Origin of the sequence: Bacillus cabrialesii (assembly GCF_004124315.2) — a bacterium.
Lineage (GTDB): Bacteria > Bacillota > Bacilli > Bacillales > Bacillaceae > Bacillus > Bacillus cabrialesii.
Genome location: NZ_CP096889.1, coordinates 4064008 through 4085927 on the forward strand (window position 1 = coordinate 4064008; position 21920 = coordinate 4085927).

Below are 21920 nucleotides of genomic sequence, written 5' to 3' on the forward strand. Positions count from 1 at the left end.
ATATTAGGATTAACTGTAATACAAATCCTAAGTGCAAAATTCTTTTGCATATCAACTCCATTCTTTTATAAAATAGAAGCAATATTAAGAAAATAATTGAGGGAGGTTTATACAGTGGTCAAAGACAGCGAATTCCTCACATTGGTTTTTCAAAGCATTTTGGATGAAATCGATGTTGGCCTGCACGTAGTAGACGAGCACGGACACACGGTCGTTTATAATAATAAAATGATGCAGATTGAAGATATGGAGAAGCATGACGTCCTGAATAAAAACCTGATGGATGTGTTTATGTTTTCTACACAGCAGGACAGCACACTTGTACAGGCTCTTCAGGAAGGCAAAACGATTAAAAATGTGAAACAGAGCTACTTCAATAATAAAGGCCAGGAAATCACGACGATCAATCATACCTATCCCATCGTCAAGGATGGCAAAATCAGGGGCGCAGTTGAAATTGCCAAGGATGTGACAAAGCTCGAACGGCTGATCAGAGAGAATATGAACAAAAAAGGCAGCACAACCTATACCTTTGACAGCATTCTCGGCACCAGTCCGGCCATTCAAGACGTCATCGAAAACGCGAAGCGGGCAACGCGCACATCATCATCTGTCCTTCTCGCAGGCGAAACTGGCACGGGAAAAGAGCTGTTCGCGCAAAGTATCCATAACGGCAGCGACCGTTCAGGCGGCCCGTTTATTTCACAAAACTGCGCGGCACTGCCAGACAGCCTTGTGGAAAGCATTTTATTTGGAACGAAAAAAGGCGCGTTTACCGGCGCTGTGGACCAGCCCGGCCTGTTTGAACAAGCCCATGGCGGCACGCTGCTGCTAGATGAAATCAACTCGCTGAATCTGAGTCTGCAGGCGAAGCTGCTGCGCGCTCTTCAAGAACGGAAAATCAGGCGCATCGGTTCGACTAAGGATACGCCGATTGACGTGCGTATTATCGCCACGATGAACGAAGACCCGATTGATGCGATTGCGGGCGAACGAATGCGGAAGGACTTGTATTACAGGCTGAGCGTCGTGACACTGATCATCCCACCGCTCAGGGAACGGAAAGAAGACATTTTGCTTCTCGCGTCTGAGTTCATCCAGAAAAACAACCACCTGTTTCAAATGAATGTCGAACACATTAGCGAAGACGTGAAGCAATTTTTCCTATCGTACGACTGGCCGGGAAATATTCGGGAGCTTGAGCATATGATCGAAGGCGCAATGAATTTTATGACAGATGAGCAAACGATTACGGCTTCCCATCTGCCCTATCAATACCGCATGAAAATCAAGCCGGCTGACATCCCAGAGCCTGAAACACCAAAACACCATCCAGCCGCGGACTTAAAAGAAAAAATGGAGAGCTTCGAAAAATATGTGATTGAGAACGTGTTAAGAAAACACGGCCATAACATCTCGAAAGCTGCTCAAGAGCTTGGCATCAGCAGACAAAGCCTTCAATACCGGCTGAAGAAATTTTCCCACTCGCCTGCCGAGTAATAGCCCTATTCTGCGGCAGGAAGCCTGATCAGAAAAACAGTGCCTCTGCCGATTTGACTTTTGACGTCAATCGTCCCATTATGGCTGTCGATAATCGACTTTGTAATGGCAAGCCCCAATCCCGAACCTCCATATTTTCGGGAACGGGATGGGTCTGCCCTGTAAAACCGGTCAAATAAATACGGCAGTTGCTCAGGTGCCGCAATCAGATGAGAAACATCTTCTGCATGAAAGAAAGAATGGCAACTACGCGGACATCTTTACAATCACAGTCAGCACACACCTAACAGCAGCCCTTTGCTGCTGTTTCACGTGTAACACCATCTTGTATTTTTCTTCATATTCAACTGAACGGACATGATCCTCGTTCAGTTTTTTTGCATAAAAAAGCAGCCCGGCAACGGTGCCAGACTGCTTTTGTTAACTTCCTAATTGGTCTGCGGAGGACAGCTTGATGGTAACAGATTTTTCTTTTCCGCCGCGGTAAAACTTCACTTTCACCCGGTCACCGACTTTTTTCTGATAAAGCCGTTTCCGCAGATCAACAATATCATTTACTTTGTATCCGTCAAATTCCGTGATGACATCCAGTTCCTTCAGGCCAGCTTTTCCGGCAGGCGAAAAGGCGTCTACTCCCATTACAACCGCGCCATTGGTGACATCTTTAGGAAGCTTCAAGGTTTCATCCCAATGATAGCTTGCGATATCGCTTAGCGATTTCATCTCAATGCCAAGGAACGGCCGTTTGACTTTGCCGTATTTCTCTAAGTCCTCTATCACCGGGATCACAAGTTTAGACGGAATGGACAATCCAATCCCTTCAACCGCCGACTCGGCAATTTTCATTGAGTTGATGCCAATGACCTTTCCGTCCATATTTAACAAAGCGCCGCCGCTGTTTCCAGGGTTAATGGCCGCATCCGTTTGCAGAACCTCTGCGTTCCAGTCAGGCTGTCCATCATCGTTCGAATCGACCGGAATTGCCCTCTCCGTACCCGAAATGACGCCCTGTGTGACAGAGCCCGCAAACTCAAGGCCTAACGGGTTCCCGATGGCGATAACCGGTTCACCGGATTTGACTTTATCTGAATTTCCGAAGTCGGCGACAGCTTTGATTTTATCGCTTTTCACCCGTAAAACGGCAAGGTCCATCAGCTGGTCGCTGCCGACAAGTTCAGCGGCTACACGCGAGCCGTCTTTCAGGCTGATTTCAATTTGGGAAGCACCCTCGATGACATGATGGTTGGTCACGACATAAGCGGAGTTGTCGTTTTTCTTATAAATGACGCCGGAGCCGCTCCCAGCCTCGCCGCTCTCTCCCCAAATATCTGATTTTTGGATGTTCACAACACCGACAACGGCCGGCGACACATTGCTGACAATCTTGGTGACTGCATTATTGACACTGACATTCACCGTCCGGATTGATTCCCGGCCATTGTTCTGCTGCTGATCCAAAGCACCCGTATCTAACCCTTCATTTGAAAGGTACGGCATGATAAACGCCATTAAGACAGCACCGACAATCACGCCAATCAGACTTGAAAGGAAGTATCCTTTTTTGCTTCTCTTTGGCTGTTCAGGAGTAGTCTGTTCTTCCTCACGATCGTAATCCACCATATTCCATCCTTTCCAAGAACGTTAATATGGTTATATTGTGGGTTAGAAGCTCCTATAATAGTCATGATTTATATAGAAAAATTATACAGCGCAAAGCGGAGTGGCCTTCTTCGGATCGGTGTCATACAACTCAAATGTCTCACCCGTCACAAATCCTTTAGAAGCCAATGTCTGCTGCACAGACATTCTCGCCAGCTCCTTCATGTTGTTGTCCTGGCTCAAATGCGCCAGGTAAATACGTGACGTCTCGTCGCCAATGACATCCGTCATCGCCAAGGCGGCATCTTCATTTGAAACGTGCCCGACGTCACTTAAGATCCGCCGCTTAATGCTCCATGGGTATCTCCCCATTTGCAGCATACCGACATCGTGATTGCTTTCAAACACAAACACATTCGATGAGCGGATGATGCCTTTCATCCGATCGCTGACGTACCCCGTATCTGTCATTAACGCGAGCTTTCGGCCGTTATAATGGAACACATAAAACATCGGTTCCGCCGCGTCATGGGAGACGCCAAACGATTCGACATCAAGTCCGCCGAATGACCTCACCGTTTCCATCGGAAACACAAACCTTTGATCGGTGTCTATTTTGCCGATCTGGTTCTCCATCGCTTTCCATGTCTTCTCATTCGCATAGATCGGAAGCTTGTACTTTCTGGCGACCACTCCGAGGCCCTTAATATGGTCACTATGCTCATGCGTCACAAAAATGCCGTCTACATCATCCAGCTTACGCCCGATTTGCGCCATTAGCCCATCCATGGCTTTCCCGCTCAAACCGGCGTCCACCAAAAATGCGTGATCCTCTGTTTCGAGGTAAAACGCATTTCCCGTACTCCCGCTCGCAAGTACGCTAAATTGCAAGCTCATGTCTGTCTCACTCCATTATTTTTCATTGATCTGTATCTAAAATCGTACTCTCCAAAGCATTCACAGTAAAATACTCTTGTACTGTCTTTTTCTCACCGTTCACTTTTTTCTCGTACTCGACCGTAATTCTCCATACCGGCGCCAGCACCTGCGTACTTGTCAGCGGATATTGCGCGACGTAGCCGAATTTACAGCTCTTCACAGTGCTGTATTCTTTTAATTGATTTTGATAGTACAATAGCTCAACCGCATCCATCTCAGTAATTAAGCTTTCTTTCTGGATTTGCTTGAAAGTCTCAAGCGTTGTCTGGTCGTACGACACAACCTCGTATTTATCATTTAAGTGCAGCACCACTTGTCCGATCATATTAGAGGAATTGTCGGTCTTCTGGTAAATATAATGGCCTTCATACGTTTGGAAGAAAATAACTTCCTTCTTCGATTTATCAACCTTCCAAAACTTATATTTTTCGCCATCTTGGATTTTCGAAGAAACAAGTGCCTGAGCATCGTCCTCGATATTTTTCTTTGATAGGGCGATCGGATTCGTAAACTTCATTTTGAGGCTCGTTACTTTATGATCATCACTAGGCATGTCCATCAAAGGCTTTTGATCCTTCAGCGCCTCGATTTCCTCCTTGGTGAAGGTCTTTTGATTTGCTGTAATCCGGTAGCCTTCTGTAGCTTCCTTATTCAGGCCTTCATACGTAATATGGTCGGCCTTCATGTCATGCTCGACATCATTTTTAATGACTTCATATTCTTTGCTGGTAGCCTGCCATTTTTGAAAAAACTGATAGCCTAAGAAAATATCTAAAATGAGGAAGGCAACGATGAAGATTGATTTTGTCTTATTCCACTCCACTGTTTGCCCCCTCCTTCGCCAATAAGTCCTTAGTAATCGGCACAATTTTCCCATTTATTTTCATCGCCCAAACCGGTTCAAGTTCAACGAGAGGATCATCGTTGGTTGATGTTGATGCCATTTGATAAGCAAGGAAAATCTGATCAATCTTGTCCGTATCATATTTGGTTTGTTTCGAAAGCAGCAACCTCACTTCGCTGCCGCTCATCAGCTCTGTCTCACTTGTTTTGATCGGATTCGTTCCGAGACTGAAATTCGGCCGCTTATAGCTGAGAATATCATCGTTCGCCCATTGCACTGTAATCGCCGATGTCGCTCCGAACGGTTTGGCGGTGCTGTTAATGACCGGCATCTGATCCATGAAGATATAGAAGCTCAGCTGCTGGCTGTCATTGATATTAAAAAATTGATAATGATCCGTCCAGCTTCCCGTATCCTCAAGGTATTTTTGGGTCTTTTTGATTAATTCACCCGTTTGATAAGATGTGCTCTGGACTAAATTGCGCTGCTGGAATTGCACCTGGCGCTGGCTCAGATTCACATCTAAACGGCTGATTCCATCTGTCAGCACATTTCTGTTGTTGTAATTCGAATCTTCCCTTACAATGCTCGGATCGCTGAACAGCGCCTGCTTAAAGGTGCTTGTTTTAATTGATTCTGTGACAAATTCTTTTTTGTCCATCGTAAGCGGTTTGTTCGGAAGCAGGAATTCTTTCTTTGAACCGATCGAGAACAAGCTGTACGCCGGCATGTTTGATTGCCTGTTTTCCAAGTCGTTCATAATGTTCCGGTAGTTGGCCGACTCAACGGTCACTTCCAGAATCAGCTGCTTGCTGTAGGACACCAAATAAATTTTCTTGTTCGCTTTTGTTTCATTAAATGGAATCAGAATATGATCAAACGAACTGTACTCAAACGACTGATTCGACCATTTAAACAGCGTTTGGAAAATATCAATCGGAATTGTATCGCTGAATTGCAAATCAAGCTTCGCTTCAGAACCGCCTATCCCATAAAACCAGCTCTTGAATCCAGTCTTGTCATATTGGTCAGAAATATCTTTAATCCCTTTTACATCCCAATGCGGCAGGTCAGACCAGACTTCTTCATATAAGGTTTCATCTACCTTATAATGAGCGCCGTCATCATGGATAAACATTTCTCTCGGCCTTACGGTTTCAGACAGCTTTTGAGTATTTTTTTCGATTTTATGCTTCTCACGCACAGTAGACTCTGTTGATGAAGAGCCCTCAGAAAAGTTTGGCTGGAATGTCCATATCCCCCATGTAAACACAAGGCTGATGATGACGAGTACCGTTAGTAATATCGTTTTTATATTTTCACGCTTCATCCCAATCATCCTCTTGTTCCTCTTTATATGGAAGAGTAAATGTAATCGTCGTGCCTTTTCCTTCTATGCTGTCCGCCCAAATATCTCCGCCGTGCGCCTGAACCATTTCTCTTGCAATCGCCAGTCCCAAACCGGTCCCGCCGAGCTTTCTCGTTCTCGCTTTATCCACCCTGTAGAAACGGTCAAAGACTTTTTCGACATCCTTTTTCGGAATTCCGATCCCTTCATCCTTGACGCTGATATAGAGGAGTTCTTCCTCTTCGTTAACATCAATGGAGAACGTGACATGTCCGCCTTCCGGTGAGTATTTTAAAGCGTTGGAAATAATATTATCGAGCACCTGGGTAATTTTATCTTGGTCAATCTCGACGTACAGATTTCTGTCCGGCAGATTACGGATAAATTCCACATGCTGTTCTTTGGTCATTTCAAAACGGTCAATAATAAGCGACATAAACCGGACAATCTGAATCCATTCCCGGTTAAATTGATAATCCTTGCTGTCAAATTTCGATAGCTGCAGCAAGTCATTGACAAGCCGGATCATACGCTCGGTTTCATTTTGCGTCACCATTAAGAAACGCGGGGCAATGTCTTTATTTTCCCACGCACCTTCAGCTAACGCCTCTAAATAACTGCGCATTGTCGTAAGCGGCGTCCGCAGCTCGTGTGATACGTTCGCCACGAATTCTCTGCGTTCCTGATCCATTTTCTCTTGCTCGGTTACATCGTAAATAACAGCGATTAACCCATCGATTTTGCCATGTTCTCTCTGAATCACAGAAAAATTCACGCGAAGCACTGTTAATTGATCATCGCGCTCAATTTCAAGCAGCATAGAATCCTGCTGCTCGACTAAATCTTCAAATGTATAATTCTCTTGAATCCCCAGCAAGCTCGTAATCGGCATCTCTAATGCTGTTTCACGTGAAACGTTCAACAGCTCCAGCGCCGGGCTGTTTAAGAGAATAATCGCTCCGTTTCGGTTTGTGGCGATAACGCCGTCTGTCATATAGGCAATAACAGAGGCAAGCTTTCTGCGCTCTCCTTCAGTCATCGCCTGGGCATCTTCAAGCTCTCTCGTTAAGTGGTTAAACGTGGTGGCGAGCTGCCCGATTTCATCATGCCCGTACTTTTTAACCTTCCTCGAGAAATTCCCTTTCGCAAGCTCCATCGCCTGCTTTCTCATATCCGAAAGCGGGTGGGTAATGGTTCTTGCCAGAAAAATACCGAGAAGAGCCGTCAAAACAAGTGCCAAACCTGTGCCGGACGCCAGTATCGTGTTGATCGTCTTCATTTGATTAAAGACATCTTCCATACTCGCGACAACATAGATCGCGCCGACAACCTCTTGGTTTTCAGTCATGACGGGCTTTGCGGAAATGAGAACTCTGATTTTGCTTTTCGGGTCATAGTATTTTCTTAAATACGACTGTTTGGTAGAAAAAATTCTTTTAAAGATCAGATCGGTCGTTTGTTTCCCCGCCACTTCCTCGCCATACGGCTTTGAAGAACCGACCACTTCATAGCTTTTATCTACAAAACTAATTTCCCGGACCTCATCACTTTTCGTGAAGTCGTTCAAAATACGGCTGACGTCATCCTTGATGACGGTGCTGTCGTTATCGCTTTTATATTCTTGTTCGATATAGTAAGAAAGGTTGTCGATTCGCTGATTAAGCGATTGTTCATAAGAGTTAATCAGCGATTTCTCTACCTGATTGACAAAATACACACCAATGATTTGCATGGCAATAATAATCAAAAGCACATAAATCAAGGTAATCTTAAATTGGATCGAGCGAAAAAAACCAACCTTATTCATATGGGCATTAGTCCTGTTCTGGGTTTCTCAAGTAATAACCTACGCCGCGGCGTGTGACGATCCAATTTGGATGGCTTGGGTTGTCCTCGATTTTTTCACGAAGCCGGCGGACTGTAACGTCAACCGTTCTGACATCGCCAAAATAATCATAGCCCCAAACGGTTTGAAGCAAATGTTCACGTGTCATCACTTGTCCGATATGTTTTGCTAAATAATGAAGCAATTCGAACTCACGATGAGTCAATTCGATTGTTTCATCTCGTTTTGATACGACGTACGCGTCAGGGAAGATGACGAGAGAGCCGATATGAATCTCGTTAGAGGACGGCTCTTCCTCCGCAGGCGCTGTTGTCAGCTGGCGGCGCAGGTTCGCTTTTACACGTGCCAGAAGCTCGCGTGTGCTGAATGGTTTTGTGACATAGTCATCAGCGCCGATTTCAAGCCCGATGACCTTGTCAATTTCTGAATCCTTAGCCGTCAGCATAATGATCGGCATATCGTATTTCTTTCTGACTTCACGGCACACTTCAACGCCGTCTTTATTAGGAAGCATAATATCTAAAAGAATTAAATCAGGCTGAAGCTCTTCTACCATTTCAACGGCTTCATTTCCGTCGTGGGCACAGTGCACTTCATAGCCCTCTTTTCTTAAGTTAAATTCCAATATATCTGCAATCGGTTTTTCATCATCTACTACAAGGATCTTTTTATCCATCATTTTGATTTTCCTCCTGCCGAATAACTTCATTTCATCTATATAACATTCGTTTCATCACTTATGGCCCATGTAAACAATGGGTCCTTGTCTATTATAACGGTTTAAGGTCAAAAGATAAAAAAAATAAAGGTTTAGAAAAAAAACACTTGTTTCACCTTTATCCGCCTATTGTTTATCTTTTGTCATGCTAGTCAACATTTTTTAAAATTGATAACTTTACTGAAACCTCCCATCACCGGAGTGCGTCTTTATCAATGACGTCTTCTTCTTTAGAACCGGCCGCGGGGCCGGTTCTCCCTTTTTCTTCTATTATAACACTCCTCATGTTTGCCTTTTTCCTAAAAGAAAAAACGCACCTACGATTGCAGATGCGTTTGGTAAGTGGCTCGGGACGGAATCGAACCGCCGACACACGGATTTTCAGTCCGTTGCTCTACCAACTGAGCTACCGAGCCAAATGTTTTATTTTTCTCTACCGAGTAAAGTAAAATGGCGGTCCGGACGGGACTCGAACCCGCGACCTCCTGCGTGACAGGCAGGCATTCTAACCAACTGAACTACCGGACCTTACAGTAATTTGCCCGGAGAGCTGTCGTGTCAGCCCTCGCAGACAAATAAGGAATTTAGCAATAACGCTAAAGTAAATCAATGACCCGTACGGGATTCGAACCCGTGTTACCGCCGTGAAAGGGCGGTGTCTTAACCGCTTGACCAACGGGCCTTCACGAAATGGTGAGCCATGAAGGACTCGAACCTTCGACCCTCTGATTAAAAGTCAGATGCTCTACCAACTGAGCTAATGGCTCTTAAAGATGTCGGAGTTTCTATAGAGCAAACGACTTAGATTATGTTCTCATCTTGTACTCTATTGAAGCAGTTTCCGTAACAACGAGATTTATAATATCACGAACAAATAGAAGTGGCAATAACTTTTTTGGTTTTTTTTCATATTTTTTTCTCAAACCAACTTATATGCGGCTTTCAAACAAAAAACAAGCCCCTATTATAGGGGCTTGCAAGCCTATTCTATTTAGTTCGCACGGTACACGCTGCGAAGGACATTTGTCTGTGAACGGTCTGGACCGACAGAGAAAATAGAGAGCGGAATGCCTGTCAGCTGAGACACGCGCTCAAGATAGTGGCGCGCGTTTTCCGGAAGCTCGCTCAAGCTTTTCGCGCCTGTGATGTCCTCAGTCCATCCCGGCATTTCTTCGTATACCGGCTCACATTCAGCAAGGGCTTTAAGGCTTGCCGGGAATTCCTCAATGATTTCGCCTTTGTAGCGGTACGCCACACAGATTTTCAGCGTTTCAATTCCTGTTAAAACGTCGATTGAGTTCAGAGAAAGATCCGTAATTCCGCTCACACGGCGGGCGTGGCGGACTACGACGCTGTCAAACCAGCCGACACGGCGCGGACGGCCTGTTGTAGTTCCATACTCGCGTCCGACTTCACGGATTTGATCGCCGATTTCATCTTTCAGCTCAGTCGGGAAAGGACCGTCGCCGACACGAGTCGTATATGCTTTTGATACACCGACAACATGCTGAATTTTGGTCGGGCCGACACCAGAACCGATCGTAACACCGCCGGCAACCGGGTTAGATGATGTAACAAACGGGTATGTTCCCTGGTCGATATCGAGCATAACCCCTTGCGCGCCTTCAAACAATACACGGCGTCCTTCATCAAGAGCATCATTTAAGACAACAGATGTATCGCAGACGTATTTTTTAATCTGCTGGCCATACTCATAATATTCGTCTAAGATATCTTCAATTTTAAACCCTTCTGTCTCGTACATCTTCTCAAGCAGACGGTTTTTTTCTTCAAGATTGCGTTCAAGCTTTTCCGCAAACGCGTCACGGTCTAACAGATCCGCGATGCGAATTCCGATGCGGGCTGCTTTATCCATGTAAGCAGGGCCGATTCCTTTTTTCGTTGTGCCGATCTTGTTAGCCCCTTTTCGCTCTTCTTCCACTTCATCCAATTTCAAATGATACGGCAGAATGACGTGAGCTCTGTTGCTGATTCTCAGGTTATCTGTACTGACGTTGCGCTCATGAAGATACGCAAGCTCTGTGACTAATGCTTTCGGATCTACAACCATTCCGTTTCCGATCACACACGTTTTATCCTTATAGAAAATTCCAGACGGGATTAAGTGAAGCTTGTATGTGACTCCGTCAAACTTGATTGTATGCCCGGCGTTATTTCCGCCTTGATAACGGGCGATCACTTCTGCATTTTCTGAAAGGAAATCTGTAATTTTACCTTTTCCTTCATCGCCCCATTGCGTACCTACTACAACTACTGAAGACATGTCCGTGCACCTCCGTTAACCTTTCAAAACGATTCTATTCAAACAAATCAAGTTTATCAGTGAAGAAACAGAAAGTCAATTGTAAATCCGAACATTAAATTATTGTAAATCTATATTCGTTCGCTTTCATTAAGTTTATAAGCGTTTTCTCACCGGTTTGTCATAAAAAGCTCACGAAACTTTTGTCCTTTAGCATGGAAAAGAATCACTTGCCTGATAGCCCTTTTGTGTTCATAAAAACGACTCGCCAGCCGTCCGGGTCCTCTATCGTCACGCCGCCATGGCTCCAGTAAGGGTTCTCTGATTCAACCTCTTGATAGCCCATGTGCTTCAGCTTTGAAGTGATCGCTGTCAGTTCATCTGCATCAGGCACATAAAAAACGAGGAGGCTGTCGGGATGGGGAACAGGGGCGCCACTTTCCCCCTCATACTGAGTGAATTCCAAATGATAATCGGCATGAGGAAGGCCGAACATGACACCGTCATACCCGTTATGCTGCGAAAATTCTCCTATTCGTTTCAAGCCCAGTCCCTCTTCATAAAATCGAATGATCTCATGAAGCTGGCCTGTAGGCCGCGCAATCCGGATTTGTGCGGCGTGAAAATATGAAAAACGTTTTCCCATGTTACCATCTCCTTTTTGCTTCATTTTATTAAAACGTTTTCAAATCGAATTCCGCTGAGCGGACGGTATTTCCTCCATCTTATGAACGAAAAAACCCCAAGATCAGCTCTTGGGGTTTATGCGCCGGGCGGAACACCTGCGTCATCAAAACGCCGTTCCAGGTTGACGAACTTGTTATATTCTTTTACGAACGCAAGAGACACGGTTCCTACCGGGCCGTTACGCTGTTTGGCAATAATGATTTCGATAATGTTTTTATTCTCGGTTTCTTTGTCGTAGTAGTCGTCACGGTAAAGGAACGCGACAATATCCGCGTCCTGCTCGATACTTCCTGATTCCCGGATATCAGACATCATCGGGCGTTTATCCTGACGCTGCTCAACCCCCCGGGAAAGCTGAGAAAGCGCGATAACAGGGACTTGCAACTCCCTGGCGATCGACTTGAGTTCACGGGAAATCTCTGATACTTCCTGCTGGCGGTTGTCCTTTGAACGACCGCTCCCCTGAATCAATTGAAGATAGTCGATCAAAATCATGCCAAGTCCGCTTTCCTGCTTCAAACGACGGCATTTGGCGCGGATTTCACTCACGCGGATACCCGGTGTATCATCGATGTAAATCCCGCTGTTTGACAGGCTTCCCATCGCCATCGTCAGCTTGCCCCAATCCTCTTCCGTCAGGTTACCGGTACGGAGATTTTGGGCATTAATATTTCCTTCGGCACAGAGCATACGCATGACGAGCTGCTCTGCACCCATCTCAAGACTGAAAATCGCTACGCTCTCGTCGGTCTTGGTCGCCACGTTTTGGGCGATGTTCAGGGCAAAGGCTGTTTTCCCCACTGACGGACGGGCGGCCACAATGATTAAATCGTTGCGCTGGAACCCGGCAGTCATCCGGTCAAGCTCAGTAAACCCTGTCGGAATTCCCGTAATATCGCCTTTTCGATTGTGAAGCTGTTCGATATTGTCATAGGTCTGGACAAGGACGTCCTTAATATTTTGGAAGGCGCTCGTATTTTTGCGCTGCGCTACTTCCATAATTGTTTTTTCTGCTTCACTGAGTAAATCTTCGACCTCATCCTCACGGGTATACCCGTCTTGAGCAATGGTTGTCGCGGTTCTGATTAATCGGCGAAGAATCGATTTTTCCTCAACGATTTTCGCGTAATATTCTATGTTAGCCGCTGTTGGCACCGAGTTAGCGATATCTGTCAGATACGAAATGCCACCCACTTCTTCCAGCAGGTCTGTGTTCGCAAGCTCTGACGTTACCGTAACCAGATCAACCGGTTCACCGCGGTCACCGAGCACCAGCATCGCATTATAGATTTTTTGGTGGGACATTCTATAGAAATCATCTGGAATCAATACTTCTGAAGCCAGTGTTAAAGCAGACGGCTGTAAAAAAATAGCGCCTAACACGGCTTGTTCGGCTTCTATATTTTGCGGGGGAAGCCGATCATTCAGAACGTCTGTCATGCTAAGCACCGTCCTCTCATTAAAAAATCTCCAAATTCCATTCTACCATTTCTGCAGAAAAAAAATAGACAAATTGTCTGTTTCCTGTTTTTTTCAGCTAGCCGATTGGATCGTTTTGGACAGTAACAAGGCGGGAAAAATGGAATAAAACGAGAGGGAGGTATGAAAAATGATGAAAAAATATGCGGTTACACCCAATGTCGATGCAGATGGATGGTTTATTAAGGTGGAAAATGTGGCGCCGACAGCTTTGTATACATCTAAAGACGCCGCGATTGAAAAAGCCAAACAGGTGGCAAAAGAAAACAGTCCGTCAAAGCTTGTGATTTATGACCAGTTTAAAAATGTGGAAGAAGAATACTCATTTTAATGAATGAAACCCTTCGCTGCAGCGGGGGTTTTTTAACGGTTTTCGGCTTATTTCATCCATTGGTAACCCGTGTGCATCATCAAATCCGCCGCTTTTTGATACAGATCCCATTCCTCGAACGAAGCAAATTTCCCCATCAGCTCCTGAAGCCTTAACCTCACTGCCAGATATTCTTCAAAGGTGACAGCTTTCTCATTGTCTTTTTGGTGTTCATTCAGCATTTGTTTTAATAATGATAACGGTGCGTGCATAAGAACCCTCCTTCTCTCTTTTATAGCGGGCATTTTCAGTTTGCTCCATTCCTTTGTGACATCTTCTTACGTTTCACATCTGATTCTTGTACAATGAACAGAAGAGAGGAGGGATCTTTTGTGAGACCTTTGCAAATTTCTGCTGAAACTGCCCAAAAGCTTGCAGAGTCCTTGAATCTGCCGCTTGAACAGATCATGCATATGCCTCAGCATATTCTGCTTGCTAAATTGGCTGAATTGCAGAAAGAAGAAGAACAATCGTAGCATTCGTTCGCATACTTGCTTACATCTTACGGAATTATATTTAGTATATGTTAGAAAGAAGGAGTAACTGCTTTGCCAAAACATAAAAATATCCAATCTTTTTGGCTGATCACCGGCATTATCTTTATCGCCTTTAACTTGAGACCGGCCATCACTTCAGTTGGTCCGGTCATCAGCTCTATCAGGGCAGACCTGCATATGTCTAATGGGACAGCCGGATTTTTAACAGCGCTGCCGCTGCTTTCGTTTGCGGTTCTTTCTCCGCTTGCGCCAAAGTTTGGACAGCGGCTTGGAAATGAACGGACATTATGGCTCGGCCTCCTGATGTTATTGATCGGTATTTTGCTTCGTTCTGCCGGCGTGACCTGGGCCTTATTTGCCGGAACGGCTTTAATCGGTATCGGCATTGCCATCGGAAACGTTCTGCTTCCGAGCTTAATCAAGCATAAATACCCCGATAAATCGGGAATCATGATCAGCTTATACACCACTTCAATGTGTATTTTCGCGGCTTTAGCGTCAGGTGTCAGCGTACCTCTGGCGGCACAAATGGGGGGCGGATGGAAGCAGGCCTTTCTCTTATGGGGCGGGCTGGCGTTACTCGCATTGCTGATCTGGATACCTCAGCTGCGCCACCGGGATACGGCAAACAAGGCGGTGAAGCTTCAAACCAGTTCTATTTGGTTTTCAAAAATGGCATGGCATGTCACCATCTTTATGGGACTGCAATCATTTTTATTTTACAGCAGCATCGCATGGTTTCCTGAAATTCTCCGTTCGCACGGCATGGATACGTCAACAGCCGGATGGATGGTATCACTGATGCAATTTGCAAGTCTGCCTTTCACATTTCTGACACCTGTTTTAGCAGATCGCATGAAACACCAGCGCGGCATTGCCGCGGGGCTGACCGCCGTTTATCTCATTGGGTTGTGCGGATTGCTGGCGGGCGGCAGCCATATCCTGCTCGCCATCTGGATGATCATCATCGGTATCGGGCAAGGCTCCAGCATTAGTCTGGCGCTCACTTTGATTGGTCTCCGCAGTGAAAATGCCCAGCAGGCCGCTGCGCTGTCAGGCATGTCTCAGTCATTCGGCTACCTGCTTGCGGCCATCGGGCCAATCTTTGTCGGCTATCTCTTTGACCAGACACATTCATGGACAATGCCGATTGTCCTTCTCATTGCTGCCCTGATTATAATGGGAGCATCCGGACTGGGAGCCGGACGGGATCAATACATTCTTCAAACAGAGAAACAAAGAAATTCAGCATAAAAAGCGGGGAAGATTCCCCGCTCTATGAAATTCTTCGAATATTTATGGTTTAATCAAGTTTTTCATATTTATTCTTTACAATTAGGCATCATAAAACTCTTTATCTCGTGGAATAAAAAAAGAGGCTTGGATTGGTCCAAGCCTCTTTTCTATTAAGCTTCTTCTTTGACATGTACCTTCAACACAGCCTGCACCTCAGGATGCAGCTTCACAGGCACGTTTGTAAACCCTAACGCGCGAATGCCGTCCGGCAGGTCAAGCTTCCGCTTATCCACTTTAATTTTATGGTCTTTTTGGAGCTGTTCAGTAATTTGCTTGCTTGTCACAGAACCAAATAAACGGCCGCCTTCACCTGATTTCGCGCTGAGCTCAACAGTCAGTTTTTCTAATGTCTCTTTTAAGCTCTTTGCCTGCTCAAGCTCGGCGATGGCTTCTTTTTTCTCTTTCTGCTTTTGTCCGTTCAATGCGCTGATGTTTGACGCGTTCGCTTCAACCGCGAGGCCTTTTTTAATCAGAAAGTTATGCGCATAACCGTCTGCTACGTTTTTGACTTCGCCTTTTTTCCCTTTTCCTTTTACATCTTGTAAGAAAATAACCTTCATCTCTGTACGCCTCCCTCAAAATACTCTTCTATGGCGTGCTTCAGCCGTTCCAGCGCTTCCGTTACTGAAATGCCGGACAACTGAGTCGCCGCATTTGTTAAATGTCCTCCGCCTTCCAGCGCCTCCATAATGATCTGAACATTTACCTCGCCAAGTGACCGCGCACTTATACAAACGGTTTGTTCATCCCGTCTCGCCACCGCAAATGAAGCCTCAACCTCACTCATCGACAGCAACGAATCGGCCGCCTGCGCAATCAGCACCTGATCGAAGTATTCCTCTTCATTTTCAGGAAGAGAAGCAATCGCAATGTTATCTTTATAGAGGACCGTATGCTGGATCAGCTTCGCCCGTTTAATATAGGAATCAACGGTTTCTTTCAGGAACTTCTGCACAAGCACCGTGTCGGCGCCTTTTGCCCTTAAATAAGAAGCTGCATCAAAAGTCCGCGAGCCCGTGCGGAGAGAAAAGCTCTTTGTATCCACTATTATACCAGCTAATAGGGCTGTTGCTTCAATCATATTGATTTTTAAGCGCTTCGGCTGATATTCAAGCAGCTCTGTCACCAATTCCGCTGTCGAAGAAGCGTACGGCTCCATATAAACGAGCAGCGGGTCCCTGATAAACTCCTCACCCCTGCGGTGATGGTCGATGACCACGATATGTTCAATTTTATTGACCAGCCGTTCTTCCATGACAAGTGACGGCTTATGTGTATCAACGATCACAAGCAGCGTGTCATCATTGGAAATTTCCATCGCTTCTTCAGGCGTAATAAACCTAGACCACAGCTCTTCGTATTTTTTGATTTCCTCAATTAAACGCTGCACACTTGATCCGATTTGATTTGGGTCAATCACGATAAAACCATCTTTGTTATTTGCCTGGGCCACCTTTAAAATTCCGATCGCCGCGCCGATAGAATCCATGTCGGGGAATTTATGCCCCATGATAATCACATTGCTGCTTTCGGAGACGATTTCCTTTAAGGCATGAGAAATGACGCGGGCCCGCACCCTTGTACGTTTCTCCATCGGATTTGTTTTACCGCCGTAAAACTTCACCTTGCCGTTCGGCAGCTTAATGGCTACCTGGTCTCCGCCGCGCCCCAGTGCCAAGTCCAAGCTGGATTGCGCCAAATCGCCAAGTTCTTTCAGCGAGGAGACTGAAGCCCCGACACCGACGCTTAACGTCAGCGCTACACCGTCAAATGAGGTTTTTTCCCGCACCTCATCAAGAATCGAAAACTTCGAATTTTCGAGTTCAGTTAAGATGTGTTCATTAAGGACAGCAATAAAGCGTTCTGAAGACGTTCTTTTCAGAAAGATCCCGTACTCCTGTGCCCAAGCGTTCAGCAGAGATGTCACCTGGCTGTTCATCGTGCTTCTCGTCTGGTCATCCAATCCTTGTGTCACATCATCATAGTTATCAAGGAATATGTATGCCAGCACGGTTCTTTCGTTTTCATATAGCTTTTCAATCTGGGTTTGCTCCGTTACATCAAAGAAATACAGCAGACGCTCATCCCGTTTGATGACAACCTTAAACTTGCGGTCATTCAATGAAACCGTTTCCGATTCCACCTCTTGTTTGATAAGCGGCACAACCGACTCACAAGTATCGTAAAGTGATCTCCCCACTAATGTGCTTTCATTAAAGCAAGAAGAAAGAAACGGATTTGCCCATTCTATATAATATTGGTCATTAAAAAGCATGATGCCGATCGGCATTTCCATCAATGCCTCTTCACCGACTTTTTTCAACCTGTAGGATAACGTAGAAATATACGCATCAATCTCTTGTCGAATAAGAGAATCAGCGCGTTTAATAAAAAATAAAATAACTGCGATCAGCAGCACCTCGACGGTTCCTAATATCCAGTTAAAATAAAAGCTGATGAGGATTGTAATGATTGACAGAGCAATCAAAGCATAGATGGGATACCGAAACAGCGGTTTTTCATAAAAGCTTGGCATTTCTATCACTCCCCACCATATGAGTAAAACTCATGTTCACTTCACCTTATTCCTTATTTGAAAGCCCATATCTAAAACGCCTAAAATGCGAATGGCCGCCATAAAGACCGGATGCACAAATCCAAGAATAACTGCAATGACAGCCGCAGCCTTCGGATATTGTTTCTTATGGCAATAGAAAAAGATAAATGATACACCTTGGATAAAAATCAGAAACCCGAGTATAAACTCCCCATTTAAAGCGATAGAGTACAGCATTTGGCCTTTTTCTAGAGGCAAAAATGAAAGCATGACAATCATTAAATACAGCACTACAACACTTTGCGGAAACTTCAACTCTCTAAAAGGCTTTAGATTAGGAATATCGGGGGAGAATCGCCTTAAGAGCGGCTTAGCGATAAGGTAACTGAGGAAAACATATATTACCCCCAGCACCACAATAGCTGTTGGGAATAGGTATTGAGCTGTGTCTAATTGATCTCTCATTATACCCAAGTTTTTATTAATTTCTTCTGAATGAACTGAATTTCTCATCATATACTCAGCAGAATCAATCGCTTCCTGTGATTGTGTTAAGGCCCTATCGACGATATTAATATCCATAAATAAAATACTTAACACAAAAAACATCATAATACATAGCACTGAAACAAAAGAACTAGATAAAATCGCAATTGCAGGATCCTTCTTCTTAAGAAAAAAACCTAAAGCAACACCTGTAAATACGGATATAATCGCTAAAAAGACCCCAGTAATTGAACTAGTTATAAAAATAACGGGAAGACTTACAATACTCATCCAAAAACCTAATTTTGCCCCGTATCTCAATGTGTATAAAATCAAAGGTAGAGGTAAAACCAACCAAAACAGTATTCCAATCACAGGAACATAAACGACCAAAAGCGTGATGATCGCAAACAGACTGATTAATATAGCACCTTCCATTAATGCTCTCGTTTGTTTCACTTAGTCACCTCGTATCATCCCGAACATACGAATAGAAAAGAGCAGCATAAACGACTGCTCTTTTTTCATCGTTGCATCATACTTTGCACCGAATGTTTTTATATCATCTCTAAATTTTACTTTTATATTTTAACATAAGTCCAAATCGCAAGTAAAATGACGCCAATGTTTCATGTGAAACATTGCAAATGAAAAGACATTCTTTGAAAAAGAATGCCCATCACCATTAATGTTTATCATCCATAAAGCCAGAAGATTCCTTGTTTTTCTTTTTCGTTTTTCTGACATACATAAAGATTAAGATCACCAGTAAAAGGGTTGTTGCTTGCAGAACGCCGCTGCTAAACAAGAAAAAGTTCTTTATCATGTCCCACATTGTGTTTCACCTCTTTTTGCATGTTCTCAACCCGTATCCTATACAAAGTGAATTTCCCGTTTTAAAAACTTCAAAACATCATGAACAACATTGAGCGTTGGGCATATGCTGATATGGAATCTGATTGTTAAAGGAGAATTGCTACATGGATGAACGCAGAACATTAGCTTGGCATGAAACATTAGAAATGCACGAGCTGGTTGCTTTTCAATCAAATGGACTCATTAAATTGAAGAAAATGATAAGAGAAGTAAAAGACCCTCAGCTCAGACAGCTTTATAGTGTGTCCATTCAGGCCATTGAGCAAAATCTAAGAGAGCTTCTTCCATTCTTTCCGCAGGCGCCGCACAGAGAGGATGAAGAAGAAGAACGCGCGGATAACCCATTTTACAGCGGTGATCTGCTCGGGTTTGCCAAAACATCTGTCCGAAACTATGCCATCGCGATTACAGAAACAGCGACACCTCAATTAAGAAACGTGTTGGTCAAACATCTGAATGCCGCTATCCAGTGGCACGCACAAATCTTCCAATACATGTATCAGCGTGGATACTATCCGGCATACAACCTTTCTGAACTGCTAAGAAATGATGTCAGAAACGCCAACAGAGCTCTTTCCATGAAATAAAACAAGCAGCAAAGGAGTACCCTTTGCTGCTATTTCTGCTGATCCTTCAGCAAGCCGTTCGAACGATAAGATTCCAGCATATCTCTGTTGGATTCTCCCCAAGCCTTCATTTGCAAAACGATTGGTTCAAGCGTTCGCCCAAATTCCGTCAGAGAGTATTCAACCTTTGGCGGCACCTGGTGGTAAACCTCACGATGCACGATGCCGTCCGCTTCCAGCTCCCGCAGCTGAAGAGTGAGCATTCTTTGGGTAATACTCGGGCAGATTCGTCGAAACTCATTAAACCGTTTCTTGCCATCTATCATGTGATAAAAAAGAATTCCTTTCCACTTTCCGCCAATAACATCTAGTGTAAATTCCACTGGACAGCCTTCTTTGTTGGGGTATATATTGTTTTTTCCACTCATGGTTAACCCTCCGATAGTACCTTTTTTGATACTACATCACATTTTGCAACTTAGCTACCCAGTATTTTACACACCTTTTCTCCTCAGCTCAAAGAAAATGCTTCTTATTCACATCAATTTTTAAGGGTTTGCATGATTACACCTGCAGCAAGACGTGTTAAACTATATAAAGATGACACTACTTAAAAAAAGATAAGGAGCTATCATGGAAAAGATACTTATTTTCGGACACCAAAACCCAGACACAGATACGATTTGTTCTGCTATTGCTTATGCTGATTTGAAAAACAAACTTGGCTTCAATGCTGAGCCTGTCCGTCTTGGACAAGTTAACGGCGAAACACAATACGCGCTTGACTATTTCAAACAAGAAAGCCCTCGTCTTGTTGAAACAGCTGCAAACGAAGTAAACGGCGTTATCCTTGTTGACCATAACGAACGCCAGCAAAGCATCAAAGACATTGAAGATGTTCAAGTTCTGGAAGTGATCGACCACCACCGCATCGCTAACTTTGAAACAGCTGAGCCGCTTTACTATCGCGCTGAACCTGTAGGCTGCACAGCTACAATCTTAAACAAAATGTACAAAGAAAATAACGTGAAGATCGAGAAAGAAATTGCCGGCCTTATGCTGTCTGCAATCATTTCTGACTCACTGTTATTCAAATCTCCAACTTGCACAGACCAAGATGTAGCTGCAGCAAAAGAACTTGCGGAAATCGCTGGCGTAGATGCTGAAGAGTACGGCTTGAACATGCTGAAAGCAGGCGCTGATTTAAGCAAAAAAACAGTGGAAGAACTGATTTCTCTTGATGCGAAAGAATTCACACTCGGCAGCAAAAAAGCCGAAATCGCACAAGTGAACACAGTAGACATTGAAGATGTAAAAAAACGCCAAGCTGAATTAGAAGCTGCGATCTCTAACGTTGTGGCTGAGAAGAACCTTGACCTATTCCTTCTTGTCATCACAGACATCTTAGAAAATGACTCACTTGCCCTTGCGATCGGTAACGAAGCAGCGAAAGTGGAAAAAGCGTTCAACGTTACATTAGAAAACAACACAGCCCTTCTTAAAGGCGTTGTTTCCCGTAAAAAACAAGTCGTTCCTGTCTTAACAGACGCAATGGCTGAATAATAAAAAAGCATCCCGCGCAGGGATGCTTTTTCTTATTCACCCAGCTTTTCAATCTGTCCCATCACATCAGTAATTTGCTTTGTGTTTTGGACAAGGTCTGACTGCTCCCATTCTTCAAGCGATACCTTGCCTTCCTCTACTTGTTTCAACACCTCGTCAGCACTTTTCTGCAGTGTTTCGTTATGTTCCTGAATGGTTTCGTGAATCTCCTCCGCGGCATCAGGCGGTGTTAATTCATTAAAATCAGCGGCAGCCTGCTTGATCGACTCAAGCTGTGCTTCAAGCTTTTCTTTCGCCTCCGAATCATGTACAGCTTGCTCAGCCAATTCAGGCGCATCCTCTGCAAATGTCTTCACCTTCTCCACATAGCCCGTCGCTTCACTCGTATAATTCAATCCGTCATTCACCTGATCAAGCATACCGCACCCGCCTGCACTCAAAAGCCCCACTCCGGCAACAACAGTCAACATGATTTTCATCGTCAGC

Annotated in this window: 22 protein-coding genes, 4 tRNA genes and 1 pseudogene; 6 read left to right on the forward strand and 21 right to left on the reverse strand. The window is 44.6% G+C overall.

Annotated features, from left to right (window positions below):
- The first annotated feature begins 114 nt into the window (after positions 1-114).
- The gene (gene rocR, locus EFK13_RS20715) at positions 115-1500 is read left to right on the forward strand and encodes an arginine utilization regulatory protein RocR (RefSeq protein ID WP_129507039.1); all 1386 of its coding nucleotides are present in this window, start codon (positions 115-117) and stop codon (positions 1498-1500) included.
- A 5-nt stretch (positions 1501-1505) separates the two neighbouring features.
- On the opposite strand, the pseudogene EFK13_RS20720 reads toward rocR, so the two are convergent.
- The 14 genes and pseudogenes from EFK13_RS20720 to dnaB form a co-directional block, all read right to left on the reverse strand.
- Positions 1506-1700, reverse strand: a pseudogene (locus EFK13_RS20720) (sensor histidine kinase); the annotation flags it as partial.
- A 220-nt stretch (positions 1701-1920) separates the two neighbouring features.
- Positions 1921-3120, reverse strand: a complete 1200-nt coding sequence (gene htrC, locus EFK13_RS20725; RefSeq protein ID WP_129507038.1) for a serine protease HtrC — start codon at positions 3118-3120, stop codon at positions 1921-1923.
- Positions 3121-3201: 81 nt separating this feature from the next.
- Entirely contained in the window at positions 3202-3996 is a 795-nt protein-coding gene (locus EFK13_RS20730) for an MBL fold metallo-hydrolase (protein WP_129507037.1), read from the reverse strand.
- 22 nt (positions 3997-4018) lie between these two features.
- Positions 4019-4861, reverse strand: a complete 843-nt coding sequence (walI, locus tag EFK13_RS20735; RefSeq protein WP_075747229.1) for a WalRK two-component regulatory system regulator WalI — start codon at positions 4859-4861, stop codon at positions 4019-4021.
- Positions 4848-6212, reverse strand: a complete 1365-nt coding sequence (gene walH / locus EFK13_RS20740; RefSeq protein ID WP_129507036.1) for a WalRK two-component regulatory system regulator WalH — start codon at positions 6210-6212, stop codon at positions 4848-4850. The genes walI and walH overlap by 14 nt, the downstream gene beginning before the upstream one ends.
- Positions 6202-8037, reverse strand: coding sequence for a cell wall metabolism sensor histidine kinase WalK (gene walK / locus EFK13_RS20745; protein WP_064815423.1), 1836 nt, complete (start codon positions 8035-8037; stop codon positions 6202-6204). The genes walH and walK overlap by 11 nt, the downstream gene beginning before the upstream one ends.
- 7 nt (positions 8038-8044) lie before the next feature.
- Complete coding sequence (walR, locus tag EFK13_RS20750; RefSeq protein WP_003244363.1) at positions 8045-8752, reverse strand: cell wall metabolism DNA-binding response regulator WalR; 708 nt, start codon at positions 8750-8752, stop codon at positions 8045-8047.
- 385 nt (positions 8753-9137) lie between these two features.
- A tRNA-Phe gene (locus EFK13_RS20755) sits at positions 9138-9210 on the reverse strand.
- Between the two features lie 35 nt (positions 9211-9245).
- Positions 9246-9322: transfer RNA gene (locus EFK13_RS20760), tRNA-Asp, on the reverse strand.
- Positions 9323-9404: 82 nt separating this feature from the next.
- Positions 9405-9476 (reverse strand) — tRNA-Glu (locus EFK13_RS20765).
- A gap of 9 nt (positions 9477-9485) precedes the next feature.
- Positions 9486-9561 (reverse strand) — tRNA-Lys (locus EFK13_RS20770).
- Positions 9562-9785: 224 nt separating this feature from the next.
- A complete protein-coding gene (purA, locus tag EFK13_RS20775; protein ID WP_024713335.1) occupies positions 9786-11078 on the reverse strand; it encodes an adenylosuccinate synthase in 1293 nt (430 codons plus the stop codon).
- Positions 11079-11283: 205 nt separating this feature from the next.
- On the reverse strand, positions 11284-11703 hold the full coding sequence (locus EFK13_RS20780; protein ID WP_129507035.1) for a VOC family protein: 420 nt from the start codon (positions 11701-11703) through the stop codon (positions 11284-11286).
- Positions 11704-11819: 116 nt separating this feature from the next.
- Entirely contained in the window at positions 11820-13184 is a 1365-nt protein-coding gene (dnaB, locus tag EFK13_RS20785) for a replicative DNA helicase (RefSeq protein WP_064815421.1), read from the reverse strand.
- A 169-nt stretch (positions 13185-13353) separates the two neighbouring features.
- On the opposite strand from dnaB, the gene EFK13_RS20790 reads away from it, so the two are divergent.
- Positions 13354-13554, forward strand: coding sequence for a DUF2188 domain-containing protein (locus EFK13_RS20790; RefSeq protein ID WP_129507034.1), 201 nt, complete (start codon positions 13354-13356; stop codon positions 13552-13554).
- Between the two features lie 47 nt (positions 13555-13601).
- Here the strand turns inward: EFK13_RS20790 and EFK13_RS20795 are convergent, their stop codons facing one another.
- Positions 13602-13805 carry a hypothetical protein gene (locus EFK13_RS20795; RefSeq protein ID WP_129507033.1) on the reverse strand — a complete coding sequence of 68 codons (204 nt, stop codon included), beginning with the start codon at positions 13803-13805 and terminating at the stop codon, positions 13602-13604.
- A 120-nt stretch (positions 13806-13925) separates the two neighbouring features.
- On the opposite strand from EFK13_RS20795, the gene EFK13_RS20800 reads away from it, so the two are divergent.
- Together EFK13_RS20800 and EFK13_RS20805 are read left to right on the forward strand one after the other, a co-directional pair.
- On the forward strand, positions 13926-14069 hold the full coding sequence (locus EFK13_RS20800) for a YycC family protein (RefSeq protein ID WP_064815417.1): 144 nt from the start codon (positions 13926-13928) through the stop codon (positions 14067-14069).
- A 72-nt stretch (positions 14070-14141) separates the two neighbouring features.
- The gene (locus EFK13_RS20805) at positions 14142-15344 is read left to right on the forward strand and encodes a CynX/NimT family MFS transporter (protein ID WP_129507032.1); all 1203 of its coding nucleotides are present in this window, start codon (positions 14142-14144) and stop codon (positions 15342-15344) included.
- A 152-nt stretch (positions 15345-15496) separates the two neighbouring features.
- On the opposite strand, the gene rplI is transcribed toward EFK13_RS20805, so the two are convergent.
- The 4 genes from rplI to EFK13_RS20825 all read right to left on the reverse strand — a co-directional run bounded on the left by rplI (position 15497) and on the right by EFK13_RS20825 (position 19264).
- Positions 15497-15946 carry a 50S ribosomal protein L9 gene (gene rplI / locus EFK13_RS20810; RefSeq protein WP_064815414.1) on the reverse strand — a complete coding sequence of 150 codons (450 nt, stop codon included), beginning with the start codon at positions 15944-15946 and terminating at the stop codon, positions 15497-15499.
- Entirely contained in the window at positions 15943-17922 is a 1980-nt protein-coding gene (gene gdpP / locus EFK13_RS20815) for a cyclic-di-AMP phosphodiesterase GdpP (RefSeq protein ID WP_129507031.1), read from the reverse strand. Before gdpP ends, rplI begins: the two co-directional genes overlap by 4 nt.
- 36 nt (positions 17923-17958) lie before the next feature.
- Complete coding sequence (locus EFK13_RS20820) at positions 17959-18888, reverse strand: YybS family protein (protein WP_129507030.1); 930 nt, start codon at positions 18886-18888, stop codon at positions 17959-17961.
- A 226-nt stretch (positions 18889-19114) separates the two neighbouring features.
- Positions 19115-19264: a hypothetical protein gene (locus EFK13_RS20825; protein WP_003226909.1), complete on the reverse strand. Its 150-nt coding sequence runs from the start codon at positions 19262-19264 to the stop codon at positions 19115-19117.
- Between the two features lie 145 nt (positions 19265-19409).
- On the opposite strand from EFK13_RS20825, the gene EFK13_RS20830 reads away from it, so the two are divergent.
- Positions 19410-19892: a spore coat protein gene (locus EFK13_RS20830; RefSeq protein ID WP_129507029.1), complete on the forward strand. Its 483-nt coding sequence runs from the start codon at positions 19410-19412 to the stop codon at positions 19890-19892.
- Between the two features lie 29 nt (positions 19893-19921).
- On the opposite strand, the gene hypR is transcribed toward EFK13_RS20830, so the two are convergent.
- Entirely contained in the window at positions 19922-20299 is a 378-nt protein-coding gene (hypR, locus tag EFK13_RS20835; protein WP_129507028.1) for a transcriptional regulator HypR, read from the reverse strand.
- A gap of 205 nt (positions 20300-20504) precedes the next feature.
- On the opposite strand from hypR, the gene EFK13_RS20840 reads away from it, so the two are divergent.
- Positions 20505-21434, forward strand: a complete 930-nt coding sequence (locus EFK13_RS20840; protein ID WP_129507027.1) for a manganese-dependent inorganic pyrophosphatase — start codon at positions 20505-20507, stop codon at positions 21432-21434.
- A gap of 32 nt (positions 21435-21466) precedes the next feature.
- On the opposite strand, the gene EFK13_RS20845 is transcribed toward EFK13_RS20840, so the two are convergent.
- Positions 21467-21913 (reverse strand): DUF6376 family protein, encoded by a 447-nt coding sequence (locus tag EFK13_RS20845; RefSeq protein ID WP_129507026.1) that lies wholly within the window; start codon positions 21911-21913, stop codon positions 21467-21469.
- Positions 21914-21920 lie beyond the last annotated feature (7 nt).